At 47.8% G+C, this 15,588-nt stretch carries 15 protein-coding genes and 4 pseudogenes; 18 read left to right on the forward strand and 1 reads right to left on the reverse strand.

Annotated features, from left to right (window positions below):
- The first annotated feature begins 37 nt into the window (after window positions 1-37).
- The 8 genes and pseudogenes from JCM14374_RS14245 (at window position 38) to JCM14374_RS01495 (ending at window position 5,262) form a co-directional block, all read left to right on the forward strand.
- On the forward strand, window positions 38-403 hold the full coding sequence (locus JCM14374_RS14245; RefSeq protein WP_242848765.1) for a YqeG family HAD IIIA-type phosphatase: 366 nt from the start codon (window positions 38-40) through the stop codon (window positions 401-403).
- Entirely contained in the window at window positions 370-585 is a 216-nt protein-coding gene (locus tag JCM14374_RS14250; RefSeq protein WP_242848766.1) for an HAD hydrolase-like protein, read from the forward strand. Before JCM14374_RS14245 ends, JCM14374_RS14250 begins: the two co-directional genes overlap by 34 nt.
- Before the next feature lie 51 nt (window positions 586-636).
- The gene (gene aroE / locus JCM14374_RS01470; protein ID WP_054692524.1) at window positions 637-1,500 is read left to right on the forward strand and encodes a shikimate dehydrogenase; all 864 of its coding nucleotides are present in this window, start codon (window positions 637-639) and stop codon (window positions 1,498-1,500) included.
- Between the two features lie 92 nt (window positions 1,501-1,592).
- Window positions 1,593-1,994: a pilus assembly FimT family protein gene (locus tag JCM14374_RS01475; RefSeq protein ID WP_054692526.1), complete on the forward strand. Its 402-nt coding sequence runs from the start codon at window positions 1,593-1,595 to the stop codon at window positions 1,992-1,994.
- Between the two features lie 80 nt (window positions 1,995-2,074).
- Window positions 2,075-3,267: pseudogene (gene aroC, locus JCM14374_RS01480) on the forward strand (chorismate synthase).
- On the forward strand, window positions 3,246-3,764 hold the full coding sequence (locus JCM14374_RS01485) for a shikimate kinase (protein ID WP_054692530.1): 519 nt from the start codon (window positions 3,246-3,248) through the stop codon (window positions 3,762-3,764). The pseudogene aroC and the gene JCM14374_RS01485 overlap by 22 nt, the downstream one beginning before the upstream one ends.
- A gap of 33 nt (window positions 3,765-3,797) precedes the next feature.
- Window positions 3,798-4,907 carry a 3-dehydroquinate synthase gene (gene aroB / locus JCM14374_RS01490; RefSeq protein ID WP_242848767.1) on the forward strand — a complete coding sequence of 370 codons (1,110 nt, stop codon included), beginning with the start codon at window positions 3,798-3,800 and terminating at the stop codon, window positions 4,905-4,907.
- 163 nt (window positions 4,908-5,070) lie between these two features.
- On the forward strand, window positions 5,071-5,262 hold the full coding sequence (locus JCM14374_RS01495; protein ID WP_054692549.1) for a ferritin family protein: 192 nt from the start codon (window positions 5,071-5,073) through the stop codon (window positions 5,260-5,262).
- 24 nt (window positions 5,263-5,286) lie between these two features.
- On the opposite strand, the gene JCM14374_RS01500 is transcribed toward JCM14374_RS01495, so the two are convergent.
- On the reverse strand, window positions 5,287-6,603 hold the full coding sequence (locus JCM14374_RS01500) for a hypothetical protein (RefSeq protein WP_157048901.1): 1,317 nt from the start codon (window positions 6,601-6,603) through the stop codon (window positions 5,287-5,289).
- 279 nt (window positions 6,604-6,882) lie between these two features.
- On the opposite strand from JCM14374_RS01500, the gene JCM14374_RS01505 reads away from it, so the two are divergent.
- The 10 genes and pseudogenes from JCM14374_RS01505 to rfbB all read left to right on the forward strand — a co-directional run bounded on the left by JCM14374_RS01505 (window position 6,883) and on the right by rfbB (window position 15,563).
- Window positions 6,883-8,580: a GspE/PulE family protein gene (locus JCM14374_RS01505; RefSeq protein ID WP_207641560.1), complete on the forward strand. Its 1,698-nt coding sequence runs from the start codon at window positions 6,883-6,885 to the stop codon at window positions 8,578-8,580.
- 3 nt (window positions 8,581-8,583) lie between these two features.
- Entirely contained in the window at window positions 8,584-9,627 is a 1,044-nt protein-coding gene (locus JCM14374_RS01510) for a type IV pilus twitching motility protein PilT (protein ID WP_054692552.1), read from the forward strand.
- Between the two features lie 209 nt (window positions 9,628-9,836).
- Window positions 9,837-9,947 (forward strand): annotated as a pseudogene (locus JCM14374_RS16010) (hypothetical protein); the annotation flags it as partial.
- 18 nt (window positions 9,948-9,965) lie between these two features.
- Window positions 9,966-10,925, forward strand: a complete 960-nt coding sequence (locus tag JCM14374_RS01515; protein WP_054692553.1) for a type II secretion system F family protein — start codon at window positions 9,966-9,968, stop codon at window positions 10,923-10,925.
- Window positions 10,913-11,044: a hypothetical protein gene (locus tag JCM14374_RS15040; RefSeq protein WP_278279211.1), complete on the forward strand. Its 132-nt coding sequence runs from the start codon at window positions 10,913-10,915 to the stop codon at window positions 11,042-11,044. The genes JCM14374_RS01515 and JCM14374_RS15040 overlap by 13 nt, the downstream gene beginning before the upstream one ends.
- 95 nt (window positions 11,045-11,139) lie before the next feature.
- Complete coding sequence (locus JCM14374_RS01520; RefSeq protein ID WP_054692555.1) at window positions 11,140-11,547, forward strand: competence type IV pilus major pilin ComGC; 408 nt, start codon at window positions 11,140-11,142, stop codon at window positions 11,545-11,547.
- Between the two features lie 89 nt (window positions 11,548-11,636).
- Window positions 11,637-12,494, forward strand: a complete 858-nt coding sequence (locus tag JCM14374_RS01525; RefSeq protein WP_054692560.1) for a hypothetical protein — start codon at window positions 11,637-11,639, stop codon at window positions 12,492-12,494.
- A complete protein-coding gene (locus JCM14374_RS01530) occupies window positions 12,479-13,495 on the forward strand; it encodes a hypothetical protein (RefSeq protein WP_054692565.1) in 1,017 nt (338 codons plus the stop codon). The genes JCM14374_RS01525 and JCM14374_RS01530 overlap by 16 nt, the downstream gene beginning before the upstream one ends.
- A gap of 145 nt (window positions 13,496-13,640) precedes the next feature.
- A pseudogene (gene rfbA, locus JCM14374_RS01535) lies at window positions 13,641-14,554 on the forward strand (glucose-1-phosphate thymidylyltransferase RfbA).
- 86 nt (window positions 14,555-14,640) lie between these two features.
- Window positions 14,641-15,563, forward strand: a pseudogene (gene rfbB, locus JCM14374_RS01540) (dTDP-glucose 4,6-dehydratase).
- Window positions 15,564-15,588: the final 25 nt, after the last annotated feature.

The following is a 15,588-nucleotide window of genomic DNA, read 5'->3' on the forward strand; positions in this document are numbered from 1 at the left end:
AAGTAAATAAATAATTGAATTAGACCGGGAGGGTCAATTGAAAAAAAGATTAAAAAGAACCATAAACAAGCTGTACCCCAAAATTTATGTGAATTCTGTTCTGGACATACCGCTTAATAAGCTTAAAGCAGCAGGTATTAAGGCTTTAATATTTGACCTTGATAACACTATTACCGAATGGAACAGTAACGAAATAAGAAGCGATATCAATGATTGGTTTCTTTTAGTCAAAAGCTTGGGATTTAATGCTTGTCTTTTATCGAATAACCATGAGCACAGGGTTTTACAGGTGGCTGAGAGCTGGGTATACCGTATGTCTACCGGGCGCAGAAACCACGCCGCGGCGGGTACTTCCGGGCTATGGCTGTTATGCAGGCTGAGGCTTCAACTACTGCGGTTATAGGTGATCAAATATTTACCGATGTTTTAGGCGGCAACCGGGCTGGTCTTTATACTATTCTGGTAACACCTCTTGCTAGGCGGGAATTTATGGGAACCAAAATATCGCGCTCCATGGAGTTTTTTGTCCTGCGCCGCCTTAAAAAGACGAAATTAACTACAGATGAAAACAGATTTGAACGTTAATGAATACAGATTTTTTCGGTATGAAGTTAATTTTAAAACTTGGGAGATGTTATGAATATTAATACTGAAACCAGGGTGCTGGGCCTGCTGGGTAATCCCGTGGAGCACAGCCTGTCGCCATTTCTCCACAACCAGGTCTTCGCTTTACTGGGATTAAATTGTGTCTACCTGCCGTTTAAGGTGGAGACGGGAAAGCTGGAAGATGCAGTCAGGGGAATCCGCGGCTTAAATTTGGCCGGGGTCAATGTAACTATACCATATAAAGAAGCGGTCATTCCCTATCTGGATGAACTATCCCCTGAAGCATCCGCTTGCGGGGCTGTTAATGTTATAAAAAACTCCGCGGGCGGATTAACCGGTTACAATACTGACGGGATTGGCTTTTTGGGGGCTCTGCGTCAGGAAAATATCACTGAACATAAGCGTGTACTTTTTATCGGCGCTGGGGGAGCGGCACGGTCACTGGCAGCGACACTGGCAAACAGCGGGGCGTCACATTTATATTTTTTAGACCCCGATCAAAGACGAGCTGCGGAAGCAGCTGAATGGCTTAAAAAGCAGTACGTTTGCGAAACCGTAACAGATTTAATGAACGAGGAAAATTTTCGTGCTATGGCTGTTAATGCCGATCTTTTAATAAACTGTTCTCCGGTAGGCATGTATCCGGCTGTTGATGAATCGCCTGTAGTCAGCCTGGATTCTGTTCCGGACACAGCGGTTCTTTGCGACATCATTTATAATCCGCTCCGCACCAAACTTCTGCAAATGGGACAAGAGAGGGGACTCAAATGCATTACCGGACTTTCAATGTTTGCTCATCAAGCTGCCTTAACCTTGAAAATACTGCTGGACGCAGACCCTCCTCTTGAGTACATGCAATCTGAGCTTGTCAAGCGTTTGGAACTTGAAAGCTGAAGAAGCTGTGTTAAAATAGCCTGTATAAAACATGCTGCACCTCATGTCATATCCCAACCCTGCAGATAAAAGTCGGGAAAGAGGGAGAAAATGTGACCAGACGAGGATTTACCCTGGTAGAACTTGTAGTGGTCATGAGCCTGGCAGCTCTGGTGTTTCTCATGGCTGCTCCCGGAGCTGCCCGGGTTTTAGAAAGGGTTAAACTGGAATCGGACGCCCGGCAGATGGCCTGGGTGATAAGACAGGCGCGTCAGGATGCGATACTTAAAAATCAGAACCAGTTTATTTTCTTTTACCCTGAATACGATTACTATCGACGAGCCAATGGCAAAACCTATTACTTAAGCAAAGGAATTGAGTTCGAAGGCGGTACTAAATTCAGCACCCCCAGAACCTGCTCGTTTAATGGAGCCGGAATCCCTGGCAGTTCCGGCACGGCTATTCTTAGCAACCGTTACGGAGACTGCGTTATGTTATTGTTAGTTCAGTTATAGGGCGGATCCGGATTTCAAAGCTGCCGCCTAAAACCTGGACGGATTCTTAATTGAGTTTTATCAGATTAGGAGGATGAAGGATGCTCCGATTTAATACTGCGGGCGAGTCGCATGGCAAAGGCCTCATTGGAGTTGTTGAAGGGCTTCCGTCGGGTGTGCCTGTAAGTGAAGATTATATCAACCAGCAGCTGGCCCGACGCCAGATGGGCTACGGGCGCGGGGGGCGCATGCAGATAGAAACCGATACGGTTGAAATTATATCCGGGGTGCGTAATGGTCAGACCCTGGGGACCCCGATAAGCTTCCTGATTCGCAACCAGGATTATGACAACTGGCAGGAAATAATGGCCAGTGGGCAATGTCCCCGCATACAAGATCGTACCGTATACCGGCCTCGTCCCGGCCATGCGGATCTGGCCGGAGCCATGAAATATGATCATAAGGATATGCGCAATATTCTGGAAAGAGCCAGTGCCCGCGAAACCGCAGCCGGGTAGCTGCTGCTGCCTTCTTCCGGCAGTTTTTGCATGTCTTTGATATATATTTCTACAGCCAGGTAGTTTCAATAGCTGACATCCGGGCTGAGATTGGTGGTATCAACGTTAATAACTGGCAGGAGTATTATGAGCGGCTTGAAGCTTCTCCAGTGCGTTGTATTGATCCCCAGGCTGAAAAAGAGATGATAAAACGTATTGATAGCGCTCGCAGTGAAGGTGAATCTCTGGGGGGGAGTTTTGAACTGGGGGCCTTGGGAGTTTTGCCAGGGTTAGGGAGCCATACCTGTTGGGAAACCAGGCTGGATGCCGCTATTGCTTCGGCTTTAATGAGCATTCCCGCCATTAAAGCGGTAGAAATAGGTGAAGGCATAACTGGTTCATGCAAACCTGGCTCCCAGGTCCATGATGAGATCCTTTTTGATGAGCAGAGGGGCATCTGCCGGGAGAGCAATAACGCGGGAGGCATAGAAGGCGGCATCAGCAACGGCGAAACCATCTGGGCCAGAGCATATATGAAGCCGATCCCAACTTTATATAAACCTTTGCGCAGCGTAAATACTATAGAATGGCGAGTGGAAAAGGCGGTTGTAGAACGTTCCGATGTCTGCGTAGTACCCGCAGCGGCAGTGGTGGGTGAAGCCATGCTGTCTTTTGTTATCGCCCGGGCTTTTCTGGATAAATTCGGCGGTGACAGCATATCAGAGGTAGGAGATGCCGTTGAGCGCTACTGCGAATATTTGAGAAAGGTGTGGAAATGGGAAAAAATATCGTTCTAATAGGATTTATGGGCACGGGGAAAAGTTCTGTAGGCTGGAGGCTGGCCCAAAAACTGAAAATGAATTTCCTGGATATGGACCGTGAGATCGAGAGGATTACCGGTATGCCTGTAAATGAACTTTTCCGTCGTTACGGGGAAACCCGTTTTCGTTCTGAAGAAAAACTTCTGGCGAACAAACTGGCACAGAGGAATGACCTGGTTATAGCTACCGGCGGCGGGGTGGTTTTACAAACAGACAATATGGATGCTCTTAGAAATAACGGTATAATTGTGGGCCTTGAGGCTTCGCCGCAGGAAATACTGGACCGGGTGCAGCGAAAAAAGGGCAGCCGGCCGCTGATAAAAAAAGATGTGACCCTGGAAGATATTAAGGAATTCCTGGATGCACGTAAGGAATTTTACGACTGTGCTGATTTCAAGGTTTATACCGGAAAAAAGGAAATTGAAACAGTTGTGGATGAAATAATTGAATTGCTCAAAGACCGCCTGGACTAACGATTATATTACGATAAGCCTGTTCCCAATATTATGGAGAGGATAGCAATAATGCGCCAGCTTAGAGTCGAACTGGGTCAACGCAGTTACAATATTCACATACAGGCCGGGATTCTAAATGAGGTCGGCCTGATGAGCCGTGACTTTACCTCGGTATGTAAAGTAATGCTGGTCAGCAATCCCACTGTTTATAACCTGTATGGCCAACAGACTATGGAAGCCTTGCATACGGCGGGTTTTGAACCGGTACTGGCTTTGATGCCGGACGGGGAGGAGTATAAGAACCTGGATGAAGCCGCCCGCGTTTTGGATACAGCTGTAGAATCCCACCTGGAGCGCAGCAGTCTGATATTTGCCCTGGGTGGCGGAGTAGTTGGCGATTTGGCTGGTTTTGCCGCGGCTATTTTTCAGAGAGGCATAGACTTTGTTCAGATTCCCACTACACTGCTGGCGCAGGTGGACAGCAGTGTCGGCGGCAAGGTGGCGGTAAATCATGCTTTAGGCAAAAACTTGCTGGGTGCTTTCCATCAGCCCCGGGCAGTTTTTATTGATCCACAGAGCCTGAACACCCTGGAGGAACGAGATTTTAAGAGCGGCCTGGGAGAAGCGGTGAAATACGGAATCGTATATGATGCTGATTTCTTCGCTTTTCTGGAGGAAAATGCTGCGAAGATAATAAAGAAAGAAGAAGAATGTATAGAAGAACTGATTTACCACTCCTGCCGCATAAAAAGTCTTATTGTGGCTGCAGATGAGAAAGAAAACGGACTGCGCATGATACTGAATTTAGGGCATACCTTTGGTCATGCTGTCGAAACCCTGGGGGGTTATGGGTTTTATCGTCACGGGGAAGCTGTAGTGATGGGAACTATGGCTGCATCATATTTGGCACTGGAAATGGGGCTTTTAACGGAAGCCGAACTGCATAGAATAACTGCTCTTTATCATGCTTTAGGGCTAAAAACCGTTTTTCCTTCTCTGCCGAGTGCTGAGGTTTACCAGGCCATGTTGGGCGATAAGAAGGTAAAAGCGGAAAAAATAAGACTGGTATTACCGCGCGGAATCGGCAGTTTTTATATTGCTGATGATGTCAACAAAGAACAGGTTATTCGGGCCATACAAACCGCGCAAACATTAAAATAGCCACAGATTATTACAGATTTTAAACTGCAGAGTAAGACAAAATTATTATAATTAGATTTGGCGCATCTATAGATACTTGAAACTCTTTTCATAAGTGGTTTTGACCTGCGGCCGTGGTGGGTTATTGAGGACCACAATATTACAGAACGGGAGGGCTAAAGAGGTGAATTTAATCGAAGCTTTGCAAACAGCGCTCAAGGATGAAGCGGAAGCCGTGGCAAACTACCGGCAAATGGCCAGTCAGGCCGACGACCCCGAAACCAGGGTGATGCACGAACAGATTGCCCGGGAAGAAGAAAGCCATTATAAAAGGTTGAGTGAGAGATTAAAGGCCATTAAATTATTTAGCGACTAAATGCATATCGCTTCATTATTTGCATTAATGAGCGGACGCATGGCTTCCTTTGATCCAGGAGGCCGCAATGATCAGAGCCATAAGACCGGCCAGGGCAATTCCCGCTGTTACTAGTTTAGCCAGTACATGTCTTTCCCCATGAAGGTACTCGGCCAGCAGGTGGGTAAGATATACAATGTTGCCGGATAGAATCATAACTACAATAAACTGAATGGAACTGGGGATAGCTACAAAGGCGGCATGTGCCAGGTGAGACCACAAGGTGTGACTATAATAAGCCAGCACGATAAATTCGATCAATCCGGCCGCATATTGGAAAACCAAACTTTGCTTCTGCATTTCAGTGTTCACTTCTAACAGGCCTTTAATTTGTTCCTGAGTTTCCATATTGGTGCGGCTATTCATTATATCTATTTTGCTTCGCACCACTTCAATAGCTGCCTGATGGTTTTCCCTGGCTATATTTAAACCTGCCAAGGTATTCTGCAGTTCTTCCAGGCGCTGACGGTAAACATCCGTAAATTTGTCCCTAATAACCTCATGGTTTTCCATATCAGGATCTGCATAAAGCTGGTGACAAAAGCGCGCAATCAGATTTTGCATGCGTTCGATACCATCCATTATCAGCCCGCTATCACCGACTATTTTTCCGTAGGCAATAGATAGATTTTGAATTTCATGTTCCAGTTCATTGGTAACAAAGGAGGTATTAGTTGTTACCAATTTGGAATGAAGGATTAGGGATAATTGACGTTCCAATTCTGATTTTTCTTGAGTAATAGCCAGGTTCCTGTCCCGCAGCAGCGAATCGAGAAAGTGCATTTGCACTAATAACGACTGCAGCAAGGGCAAACGCCTGGTAACAAACGTTAATCCCTTGTTATCCTCTGGTTCCAGGGTATACAGGTAATGGGTCTGACCATGCTGCCAGGCGGTTAGACGAGTCAAGGTTTGATCAGCGATATTGATTTTGAATGTATCCTGGCAGTTTAATAAAGCGCAGGCTTTTTCATAAACCCCTTTCCAGTCACAGGTCAGAGCGATAAGTACAGTAGTGCGGGCCATTATTTTTTCGTCATCAAGACCGGCCTGGTTTTCAAAGGCATTGAGTCTTGTTAAGCTGTCTGCCCAAAAGGTTTCTTCGGGCAAACTCTTTACAACCAGTATTTTCATTCTGCCGCTGTCGAGAAAAAAATAGCCGGTTGTATCGGCGGCATTATCATGAGACGCGCTTGATTCCAGGTTAAAAACCAGGTTATCGTCCAAAACCTTTGTATACTGGTTAATAATGTCCTTTTGATCAGCCAGGAAGTAATAATATCTAAAAACGCAACTTATCATCTTAATATTATTCCCCCAAAGATTATTATAGAGATTATAACAGAAAAAATAGGATATTGATTCAATAATTAACGGGCGACCGTATTTTGGATAGTATTTAAGACCTAATTTGATAACAAAAACCAACAAATAATAATACTTGCCAAAAAAAGAAATGGTTGTAGGTATATAGGACCAATAGTATAATATTAATACATACCTGAGGTTCATTTTCCAAAAAATTATGCATATATTTACATTGAGTATATATGCAGGATTTCTTCCAGGGGAGATACTTGTATGGCCATGGATCATAAGATGCTCGGGGAGATTTTAACCGATCTGGGAGTCATAAATCAGGAACAATTGGCCGCCGCTCTCGATGAACAAAACCAAACCAATGAAAAACTGGGTCAGGTTTTGGTGCGGCGCGGCATATTAACTGAACAACAGCTTTTAGAGACCCTGGAATTTGTGCTGGGCATACCCCAGGTTCAGATAAGCAAAATTACAATTGACCCTGAAGCTGTAAAATTAGTACCGCCCCAAATAATTAGAACCTATAAAGTTCTTCCGGTATCCCGCCATAGAAACAGCCTTACCCTGGTCATGGCCGATCCCTTCAACCAGCAGGCCATAGATGATGTACGCATGGCCAGCGGTCTCGATGTTATACCGGTAATAACCAGTGAAAGGGACCTGGAAATAGCTATTCGGCAATATTTGGCCTTCCGCATGGACCCGGGCATGGAACGCATCTTAAAGGACCTGAACCAGGAAAGCCGCAACATGCAAGCGGCTCGCCGGGATTTGCAGGTAGTTAAGGTCGAAGATGACGCTCCTATAATACGCATGGTAAATTCTATTCTCATTCAGGCTGTACAAGGAAGAGCCAGCGATATTCATGTCGAGCCCCAGGAGGAAGAAACCAGGATTCGTTTCCGTATAGACGGGGAATTGTATGAAGTACTGACTTTACCGCAAACTTCAATGGTTGCCGTAGTTTCGCGTCTTAAAATCCAATCCGGCATGGATATAGCGGAAAAACGCGTTCCTCAAGATGGACGTTTCCGAATGATTATAGAAAACCGTGAAATAGATTTTCGCGTATCCTCACTGCCCACCAACCACGGTGAAAAGATTGTGCTGCGCATATTAGACCGGGGAACATCACTGGCCCGGGTAGACCAGCTTGGCCTTTCCCCCGCTAATATGGAAAAACTGATGGCCCTAGCTCACCGACCCCATGGAATGGTAGTTGTGACCGGTCCCACCGGATCAGGCAAAACTACTACCCTTTACGCGGTATTAAATGAAATTAATTCTATAGATAAAAACGTTATAACCCTGGAGGATCCCATCGAGTATTCCCTGCCTGGTATAAACCAGGTGCAGACCAATCCCAAGGCCGGATTAACATTTGCCAGCGGACTACGTTCCATATTACGCCAGGATCCGGATATTATAATGGTCGGCGAGGTAAGAGATGAAGAAACCGCACGCCTGGCGGTGCAGGCCGCCCTTACCGGACACCTGGTTTTATCCACCCTGCACACTAACAGTGCCGCTGGTACCGTAGCCAGGCTCAGTGATATAGGCATCGAGAACTTCTTGTTAGCTTCATCACTTTCCGGAGTAGTATCACAGCGATTAGTCAGAAAACTATGTACCAACTGCCGCCAGGTTTATCGCCTGGACGAAGAGACGGCTGTGAGAATTGGAATTCCCGAGCAGAGCGGTCAGGAATTCTTCAGGCACAGCGGCTGTAATATCTGCAGGCAGCTGGGTTATCAGGGGCGCATGGCCCTGCACGAGATTATCGTGGTGGGACCGGAATTACGCCTGCTGATCAATAGGGGCGAATTGTCGGAAACCATTATTGAACAGACAGCCATTGCAGAAGGAATGGTTACGATAAGAGATGATGGCATTGAAAAGGCTAAAAAGGGATTGACCTCACTTGAAGAAGTAATGAAAGTTGTACTGCTGGGAGGCTAAAACATGGGAGTTATTACTGCGGCCGAGATAGTAAAAAAGGGAGTTGAACTGGGAGCGTCAGACATACACCTCACGGTTTTTCGTCCGCCTCTTTATCGTGTAAACGGTAAAATTGTTCCATCAGATGAAGAACTGCTTACGGCTGAAGATACGCAGAGGCTCTGCGAGGAAATAATTCCCAACGAGAAAGCCCGCCAGCAGTTGGAAGAAACCGGACAGGCCGATTTTTCCAATTCATTTCCCGGAGTAGGCCGGTTTCGCGTTAATATTTTTATTCAACGCGGTTCATGGGCGGCAGCTTTACGTCTTATTCCCGTAAATGTGCCCGAACTGGATAAACTGAACCTGCCGCCGGTTGTTTCTGAACTGGCCATGAAGGAATCGGGTTTAATCCTGGTAACCGGGGTTACCGGCAGCGGCAAATCTACGACCCTGGCCGCCATGATCAATCTGTTAAATCACACACGCAACGCCAACATCCTTACCCTGGAAGACCCAATAGAATACCTGCATCGTCATGGCACCTGCATGATAAACCAGAGGGAAATAGGAACTGATACCGAATCCTTCGCGTTAGCTCTGAGGGCTGCTTTGCGCCAGGACCCTGATGTTATACTCCTGGGGGAAATGCGTGACCTGGAAACCATATCAACCGCCCTTACTGCTGCGGAAACCGGGCATCTGGTTCTGGCTACATTACATTCAGGAAGTGCGGCTCAGACCGTGGAACGCGTGGTTGATGTATTTCCGCCTCACCAGCAGTCCCAGGTGCGCATTCAGTTAGCCAATTGTCTGCAGGGCATTATCAGCCAGCAGCTGGTGCCCAAGGCCGATGGTTCAGGCCGCGTGGTGGCAGCCGAAGTGTTGATTGTTACCCCGGCTCTGCGCAACCTCATTAGGGAAAATAAAATTCATCAAATATATTCGGCTATTCAAACCGGCAGTTCGGTGGGAATGGTCACCATGGAAAAAACCCTGAAGAGCCTGTACCAAAGAGGAATCATATCACTGGAAGAAGCCACCAAACGAGCCCATGTGGAATCGTAAAACAGCGATATGTCTAGTAATAAAATTGCCAGAGATTAAAACGAATTGTAGTATTTGTTGTATTTAATCCCTCATATGTGATTTTTAAGTATGATTTTGTCCTGCGGCCATGTTTGGTTGCACAGATTATCGGTGTTTTTAGCTGTGGGGTAAGACAAGATCAAAAAAGGCAAACCGATTAATTTATAATTGCGGTGGGGGTGAGTTAGCTGGAATTCGCTTATACGGTCAGAGACCGGCAGGGCAAAATCGTCAAAGGACGACTGGAAGCTGAAGATAAAGGCACGTTAATCGCGAGCCTTATAAACCAACAGTTTTATATCCTGTCTCTGGATAAGGTGGAGGAATCCAGTCCCAGGCTGGGAAACATAGGATTTAAAAAAGTCCAGGTACGCGACCTGGTGATAATGATACGCCAGTTATCTACTATGATCAGTGCGGGTCTGCCGATATTGCGTGCCTTTACTATTTTGAGCGAACAGGCGGCTAACCGGCGTTTGAAAAATGCCCTGGAACAAATCAGAGGTGATATAGAAGAAGGCCGGGCCCTCTGGCAGGCAGTCAACAAACATCCCGATGTTTTTTCGCCCATTTTCGTAAATATGATAAGGGCCGGCGAGTTAGGCGGGGTTATGGAACCGGTTTTGGAACGTTTGGGCGAACACCTGGAAAGGGAGCATGAAATAACCTCCAAGGTAAAGACTGCCTCCGTTTATCCCAGCATTATTCTCACCCTGGCCATAGTTATGGTTATAGGGATAATTACCTTTGTTATGCCTACCTTTGTTGATATGTTTCAGAGCAGCGGGGCCGAACTTCCCGGGCCAACTAAAGCGCTATTGGCCATGAGTGATTTCCTGCGTCAAGACTGGCACTATCTTTTAGTGGGGATAGCAGTATTTGTTTATATGGTAAGGCGTATTGGAAAAACCACCGGCGGCCGTTATTTCTACGATAATCTTAAGCTGCGCCTGCCGGTGGTTGGAAAAACCCTGTCCCGCATTGGAGTAGCCCGGTTTGCGCGTACCATGGGTACCCTGGTCAGGTCTGGCATTCCGGTTTTGCAAGCCCTGGAGATAGTGGAACAGGTGGTTGGCAATGCAGTAATCGCCAGGGCTATCCGTGAAGCCCGGGAAAGCATAAGCGAAGGCGAACCCATCAGTGTTCCCCTGCAGGCCACCGGCATATTTGAACCTATGGTTATTCAGATGATTGCGGTGGGTGAGGAAACCGGGGCGCTGGATGAGATGCTGGCGCGCATGCTGATTATTTCGACCGTGAGATTATGTACATGGTAGACTCCTTAATGGCTGTTATCGAACCGCTTCTTATCCTATTTGTGGCCCTGATTATAGGGGGCATAGTTGTGGCGACCCTCTTGCCGATATTTTCTCTATCCAGCACTGTAGGTGCATAAAATGAAGGCAAAAGCTCCTGTTTTTTGAAAGGGGTGATAGACCTAATAATTTGTTTAAATATAAACAGAGAATATTTAATGGGGGGAGAGATTTTATGTTGATGAAACTGCGTAATATGATTAAGGGAAATGAAGGACAAAAGGGATTTACCCTGATTGAACTCATAGTGGTAATGGCTATCCTGGCACTCCTTGCTGCCCTGGCTGTGCCGAAGGTAGGAACGGTTTTAAACGAGTCCAAGGCCAAGGCCCACAACAACAACCTGGACCTTATAGCCCACGCGGCGGAACTGTACTATGACCAGAAAGGCACGTTGCCTACAGATATGAGTACACTTGTAAACAACCATTACCTCAAGACTATTCCGGGTGTTCCTAACCAGGACATAGGAAGTGGTTATTCTCTTGGTACAGTTTCAAACGGGATCGTATTGTCTCCAGGATCTTGTAATTATAATGGCACGTCATTTACTAGCAGTGCTTCAACCACGTATACATTTTAGACCGGACAACCCTGAAAGAGCCCTGGGATAATGTGGCCTGCCCTGCCCGGGACTCCTGGTGGCTTTGGATCTAAGAGAAGGGGGCTGGCATGAAAGGTTGCAGGATTAAAAAAGGCGGCGTTTTTCTCCTGATGCTGGCGGTCCTGGTCATCTCGCGTTCCCTGTTCCTGGACAGCGACATACCCCTGCCGGCGGTGACCGAATACTGCGCCATCGATGAGATGTATTACAACCACGCGGCCTTCAACCTTTACCATTACGGTGAGTACGCGCACCGGGTAGTCCCCTATGTAAATGATGTTGGTGTCAACAACAACATACTGGAGAACCTGCTGACATTTTTTACACTGGCTACCTGGGGCAACACCTATTACGGCCTGCGGATGGCCTCAGTAGCGGCTTCGGCGCTAATATTCGCTATGTTGTGGTACGTCCTGGCCGGGGGGCGGAAAAAACGGGAAACCATGCCCAGCCAGCCGGAGCATGGGGAGACAGTTGGAGGCGATGCTGCGCTGGCCGCGGCGGCAGGGGAGGAACCCGGAACGGCTAGTCGTTGCCCCAGGAGCCGTTTGCCTTTATCTCTCTGGATGTTGATGCTAATAGGCTATTTGCTGGTAGACTTTCCTTTTTTGGTGGCGGGGAGGGTTGCTGAACCTACTATTTTCCGCATTCTGGCGCTGGCGGTGTTGCTTTGCTTGCTGGCCGCCGCGGAGCGGCGCGGAAGACTGGGTTCTCCCTGCACATCTTTTTTTCTGGGGTTATTGTCCCTGGGATGCGTACTTTTTGTCTACCTGTATAACGCCTTTGTATTTGCGGCTGCAGCCGCAAGCGTTGTGGCCTGGCACTGGCGCAAGGGCGGACGGGTGGTATTGAGGCACCTGGCTTTTTTGCCGCCGGAGCCGGCCTGGCCCTTTTTGGCTATGCGGCTTTCGTGTCTCTGGTTTTAGGCGGCGGGGCGGAGATCATAAATGGTCTCGCGCCGTATTCTTACCGGCTGATTGGGCGGAATACGGGTCACCTCGCGCTGCTAAAACACTTTTTCATGAACTTTCTGGCCGTGTTTTCCACCAACATTTTTCGCTTGAACATCGCGCTTTTATTTATATTTCTGGTCTCATTGCCGGTGCTTGTTAAGCGGGCGTTCAGGGAAAAGGAGCCTTTGGTCGTTTTGTTGTGTAACCTCCTGCTATTTCTGGTGTTGCAGTGTGTGGTCATCAACGATTTCAATTTCCGCAAACTCCTTATTATTGAACCGTTGCTCATAATACAGCTGTTCTACGTTTTTTCGTATATTCCCGCTTTCCGGCGGACCCTGGCCTTAAATCCCAGGGGGGGTAAGCTGTACAGGGCTTACTGGCTGGTAATCGGGTGTTTTTTTGTTTTTTTTATGCATCTTGGTTCTATAAAACCAGTCCAGCTTAATACTGACATAATCATCAATGCGCAGGCGGTGTTGCCGGCAGTCTTCAACCGCATTAACCTGGCGGTATTTGTGGTGGTTTTTTTAACCGTGACCCTGTATTTCTGGGGTAAGAGAAAAATGAAGGAAGCCTGGTTGGCAATTGCTTTTATATTGATCCTGGTTCCCAGCCTTTATCTTGATGCCTGTTATGTATATACAAACCAAACCTATAATTTCCGTGATACCATGGTGGAACTTAAGGATAAGGTGGACGGGAAGGTTGTGGCCGGGGGAGTTGCCTACGGTTTTCGCCTCTACAATGACATGATGCCGGTGTTGGATTTTTACCGTTTTGCGGAAAGCAAGCGCCAGGACGCGGTGGGGGATTATATTAAAATATTGAAGCGGCTCTTTGCTGAAGGCAGAGCCGAATATAGCCTGCAGTTTCCCATGAAAACCAAAGAAGAAGAAGAAAAATACGCGGCCCAAAGGGGCATGAAGGTTGAAAAACGATATAAGATGGTAACCCTGTACCGGCACTTGTAAAGGGATTAAAGCCCTGCACGAACCGGTGGTCCAGGTTGTTTCCATCATTTAAAAACCGATCAAACCGGGGTGGTGTGCCATAACATAAATCCGGTTTAATTAACCGTAATACGTGCAATTTTTAAAGTTGACCGGGGAGGTTAGGATGAAAGGCATAATCATGGCAGGCGGCAGCGGTACTCGCCTGTATCCCCTGACCCGCTGCGTTTCCAAACAGATGCTGCCTATATATGACAAGCCGATGGTTTATTATCCCCTGTCGGTGCTGATGCTGGCAGGCATAAGGGAGATCCTGGTTATTTCCACCCTGATGATACGCCGCAGTTCCGGCGGCTGCTTGGGGACGGGAGTGATTGGGGCCTGGAACTTACATACGCGGTGCAGCCTTCCCCTGATGGCCTGGCCCAGGCTTTCATAATAGGAGAGCGTTTTATTGGCAGCGATCAGGTAGCGATGATTCTGGGTGACAACATATTCTATGGACAGGCCTTTACTCCGATGTTAAGACAGGCCGCTGACAGGAAACAGGGGGCAACGGTATTTGCCTACCGGGTTAAAGACCCCCGCCAGTTTGGGGTAATAGAATTTGATGAAGGAGGCGGGGCCGTTTCGCTGGAAGAAAAACCGGCCCGGCCAAAATCGGACTATGCGGTTACCGGCCTGTATTTCTATGATAATGAGGTCGTAAACATTGCCAGGGAAATCAAACCTTCCTGGCGGGGGGAATTGGAAATAACCGATATCAACCGGGCATACCTTGAAAGAAACCTGCTTCAGGTTGAGGTATTGGGGCGAGGTTTTGCCTGGCTGGACACCGGGACTTTTGACGCGCTGATCCAGGCTTCGCAGTTCATCGAGACCATTCAGAACCGCCAGGGTTTCAAAATAGCCTGCCCCGAGGAAATTGCGTTCTATATGGGCTATATCAGCCGGAACGGACTCCTTAAACTGGGCGAGAAAATGCAGAACAACGAATACGGTAAGTACCTGCTGGAAATAGCCCACAGCCGGAACCGGCCGTTTTGGGGCGGAAAAACGCAGGAAGGCAGGGCGCAATAATGAAGAATATGCCAGAGGAAAAGGGACCATATATCCTGGTCACCGGCGGGGCCGGTTTTATCGGTTCCAATTTTATCCCCTATTTCATGTCAACACATCCGGACTATCGAATTATTAACCTTGATATACTAGGCTATGCCGCTAATACTGATAATTTGAAGGAACTGGCGGGCAACCCGCGTTACCAGCTGGTAAAAGGCGATGTTTGCAGCGGGAACTGTTAATACGGTTGTTTGCGCAATACGATATACAGGGTGTAATACATTTTGCCGCGGAAACCCATGTGGACAATTCTATTAACGGACCGGGCAAATTTATAAAAACCAATGTGGAAGGCACCTATGCCGTGCTGGAGGCGGCACGATGGTACTGGATGGCAAGCCCGGGAAAATACAGGCCGGGTTATGAAAAATGCCGGTTGCACCATATTTCAACCGATGAAGTATACGGCAGCCTGGGGCCGGTCGGGCATTTTACCGAGGAGAGCCTGTGCAGGCCGAGCAGCCCCTACAGCGCCAGCAAGACCGCGGCTGATATGGTGGTTATGAGCTATTTCCGTACCTACGGCATGAACGTTGTAATCACCCGCTGCTCCAACAATTATGGACCCAAACAGCACGGGGAGAAGTTTATTCCCACCATAATCCGCAAGGCCCTGGCGGGAGAAAAAATCCCGGTATACGGGGACGGCCGCAATGTTCGGGATTGGCTGTATGTCCTGGATCATTGCCGGGCAATCGACCTGGTCTATCACCGAGGCCGGGCCGGCGAGATTTACAATATCGGGGCAAGCAACGAACGGGAGAACCTTAATATCGTGCGGGGCATCTGCGGAATTCTCGATCAGTCTGAACCAAGAAGACTCAGTAGATACAGGCTGAAGTCGTTTGCGGACTTAATTGCATTTGTGGCTGACCGCCCCGGACATGACCGGCGCTACGCCCTGGACACCAGCAAGATTGAAAGGGAACTGGCTGGACAGCGCGGGAGGAATTCGGCGAAGGATTGAAAAAAACCGTAGGATGGTATTTAAC

The sequence above is a fragment of the Syntrophomonas palmitatica JCM 14374 genome, assembly GCF_001311885.1.
Taxonomy (GTDB): Bacteria; Bacillota; Syntrophomonadia; order Syntrophomonadales; family Syntrophomonadaceae; genus Syntrophomonas_A; species Syntrophomonas_A palmitatica.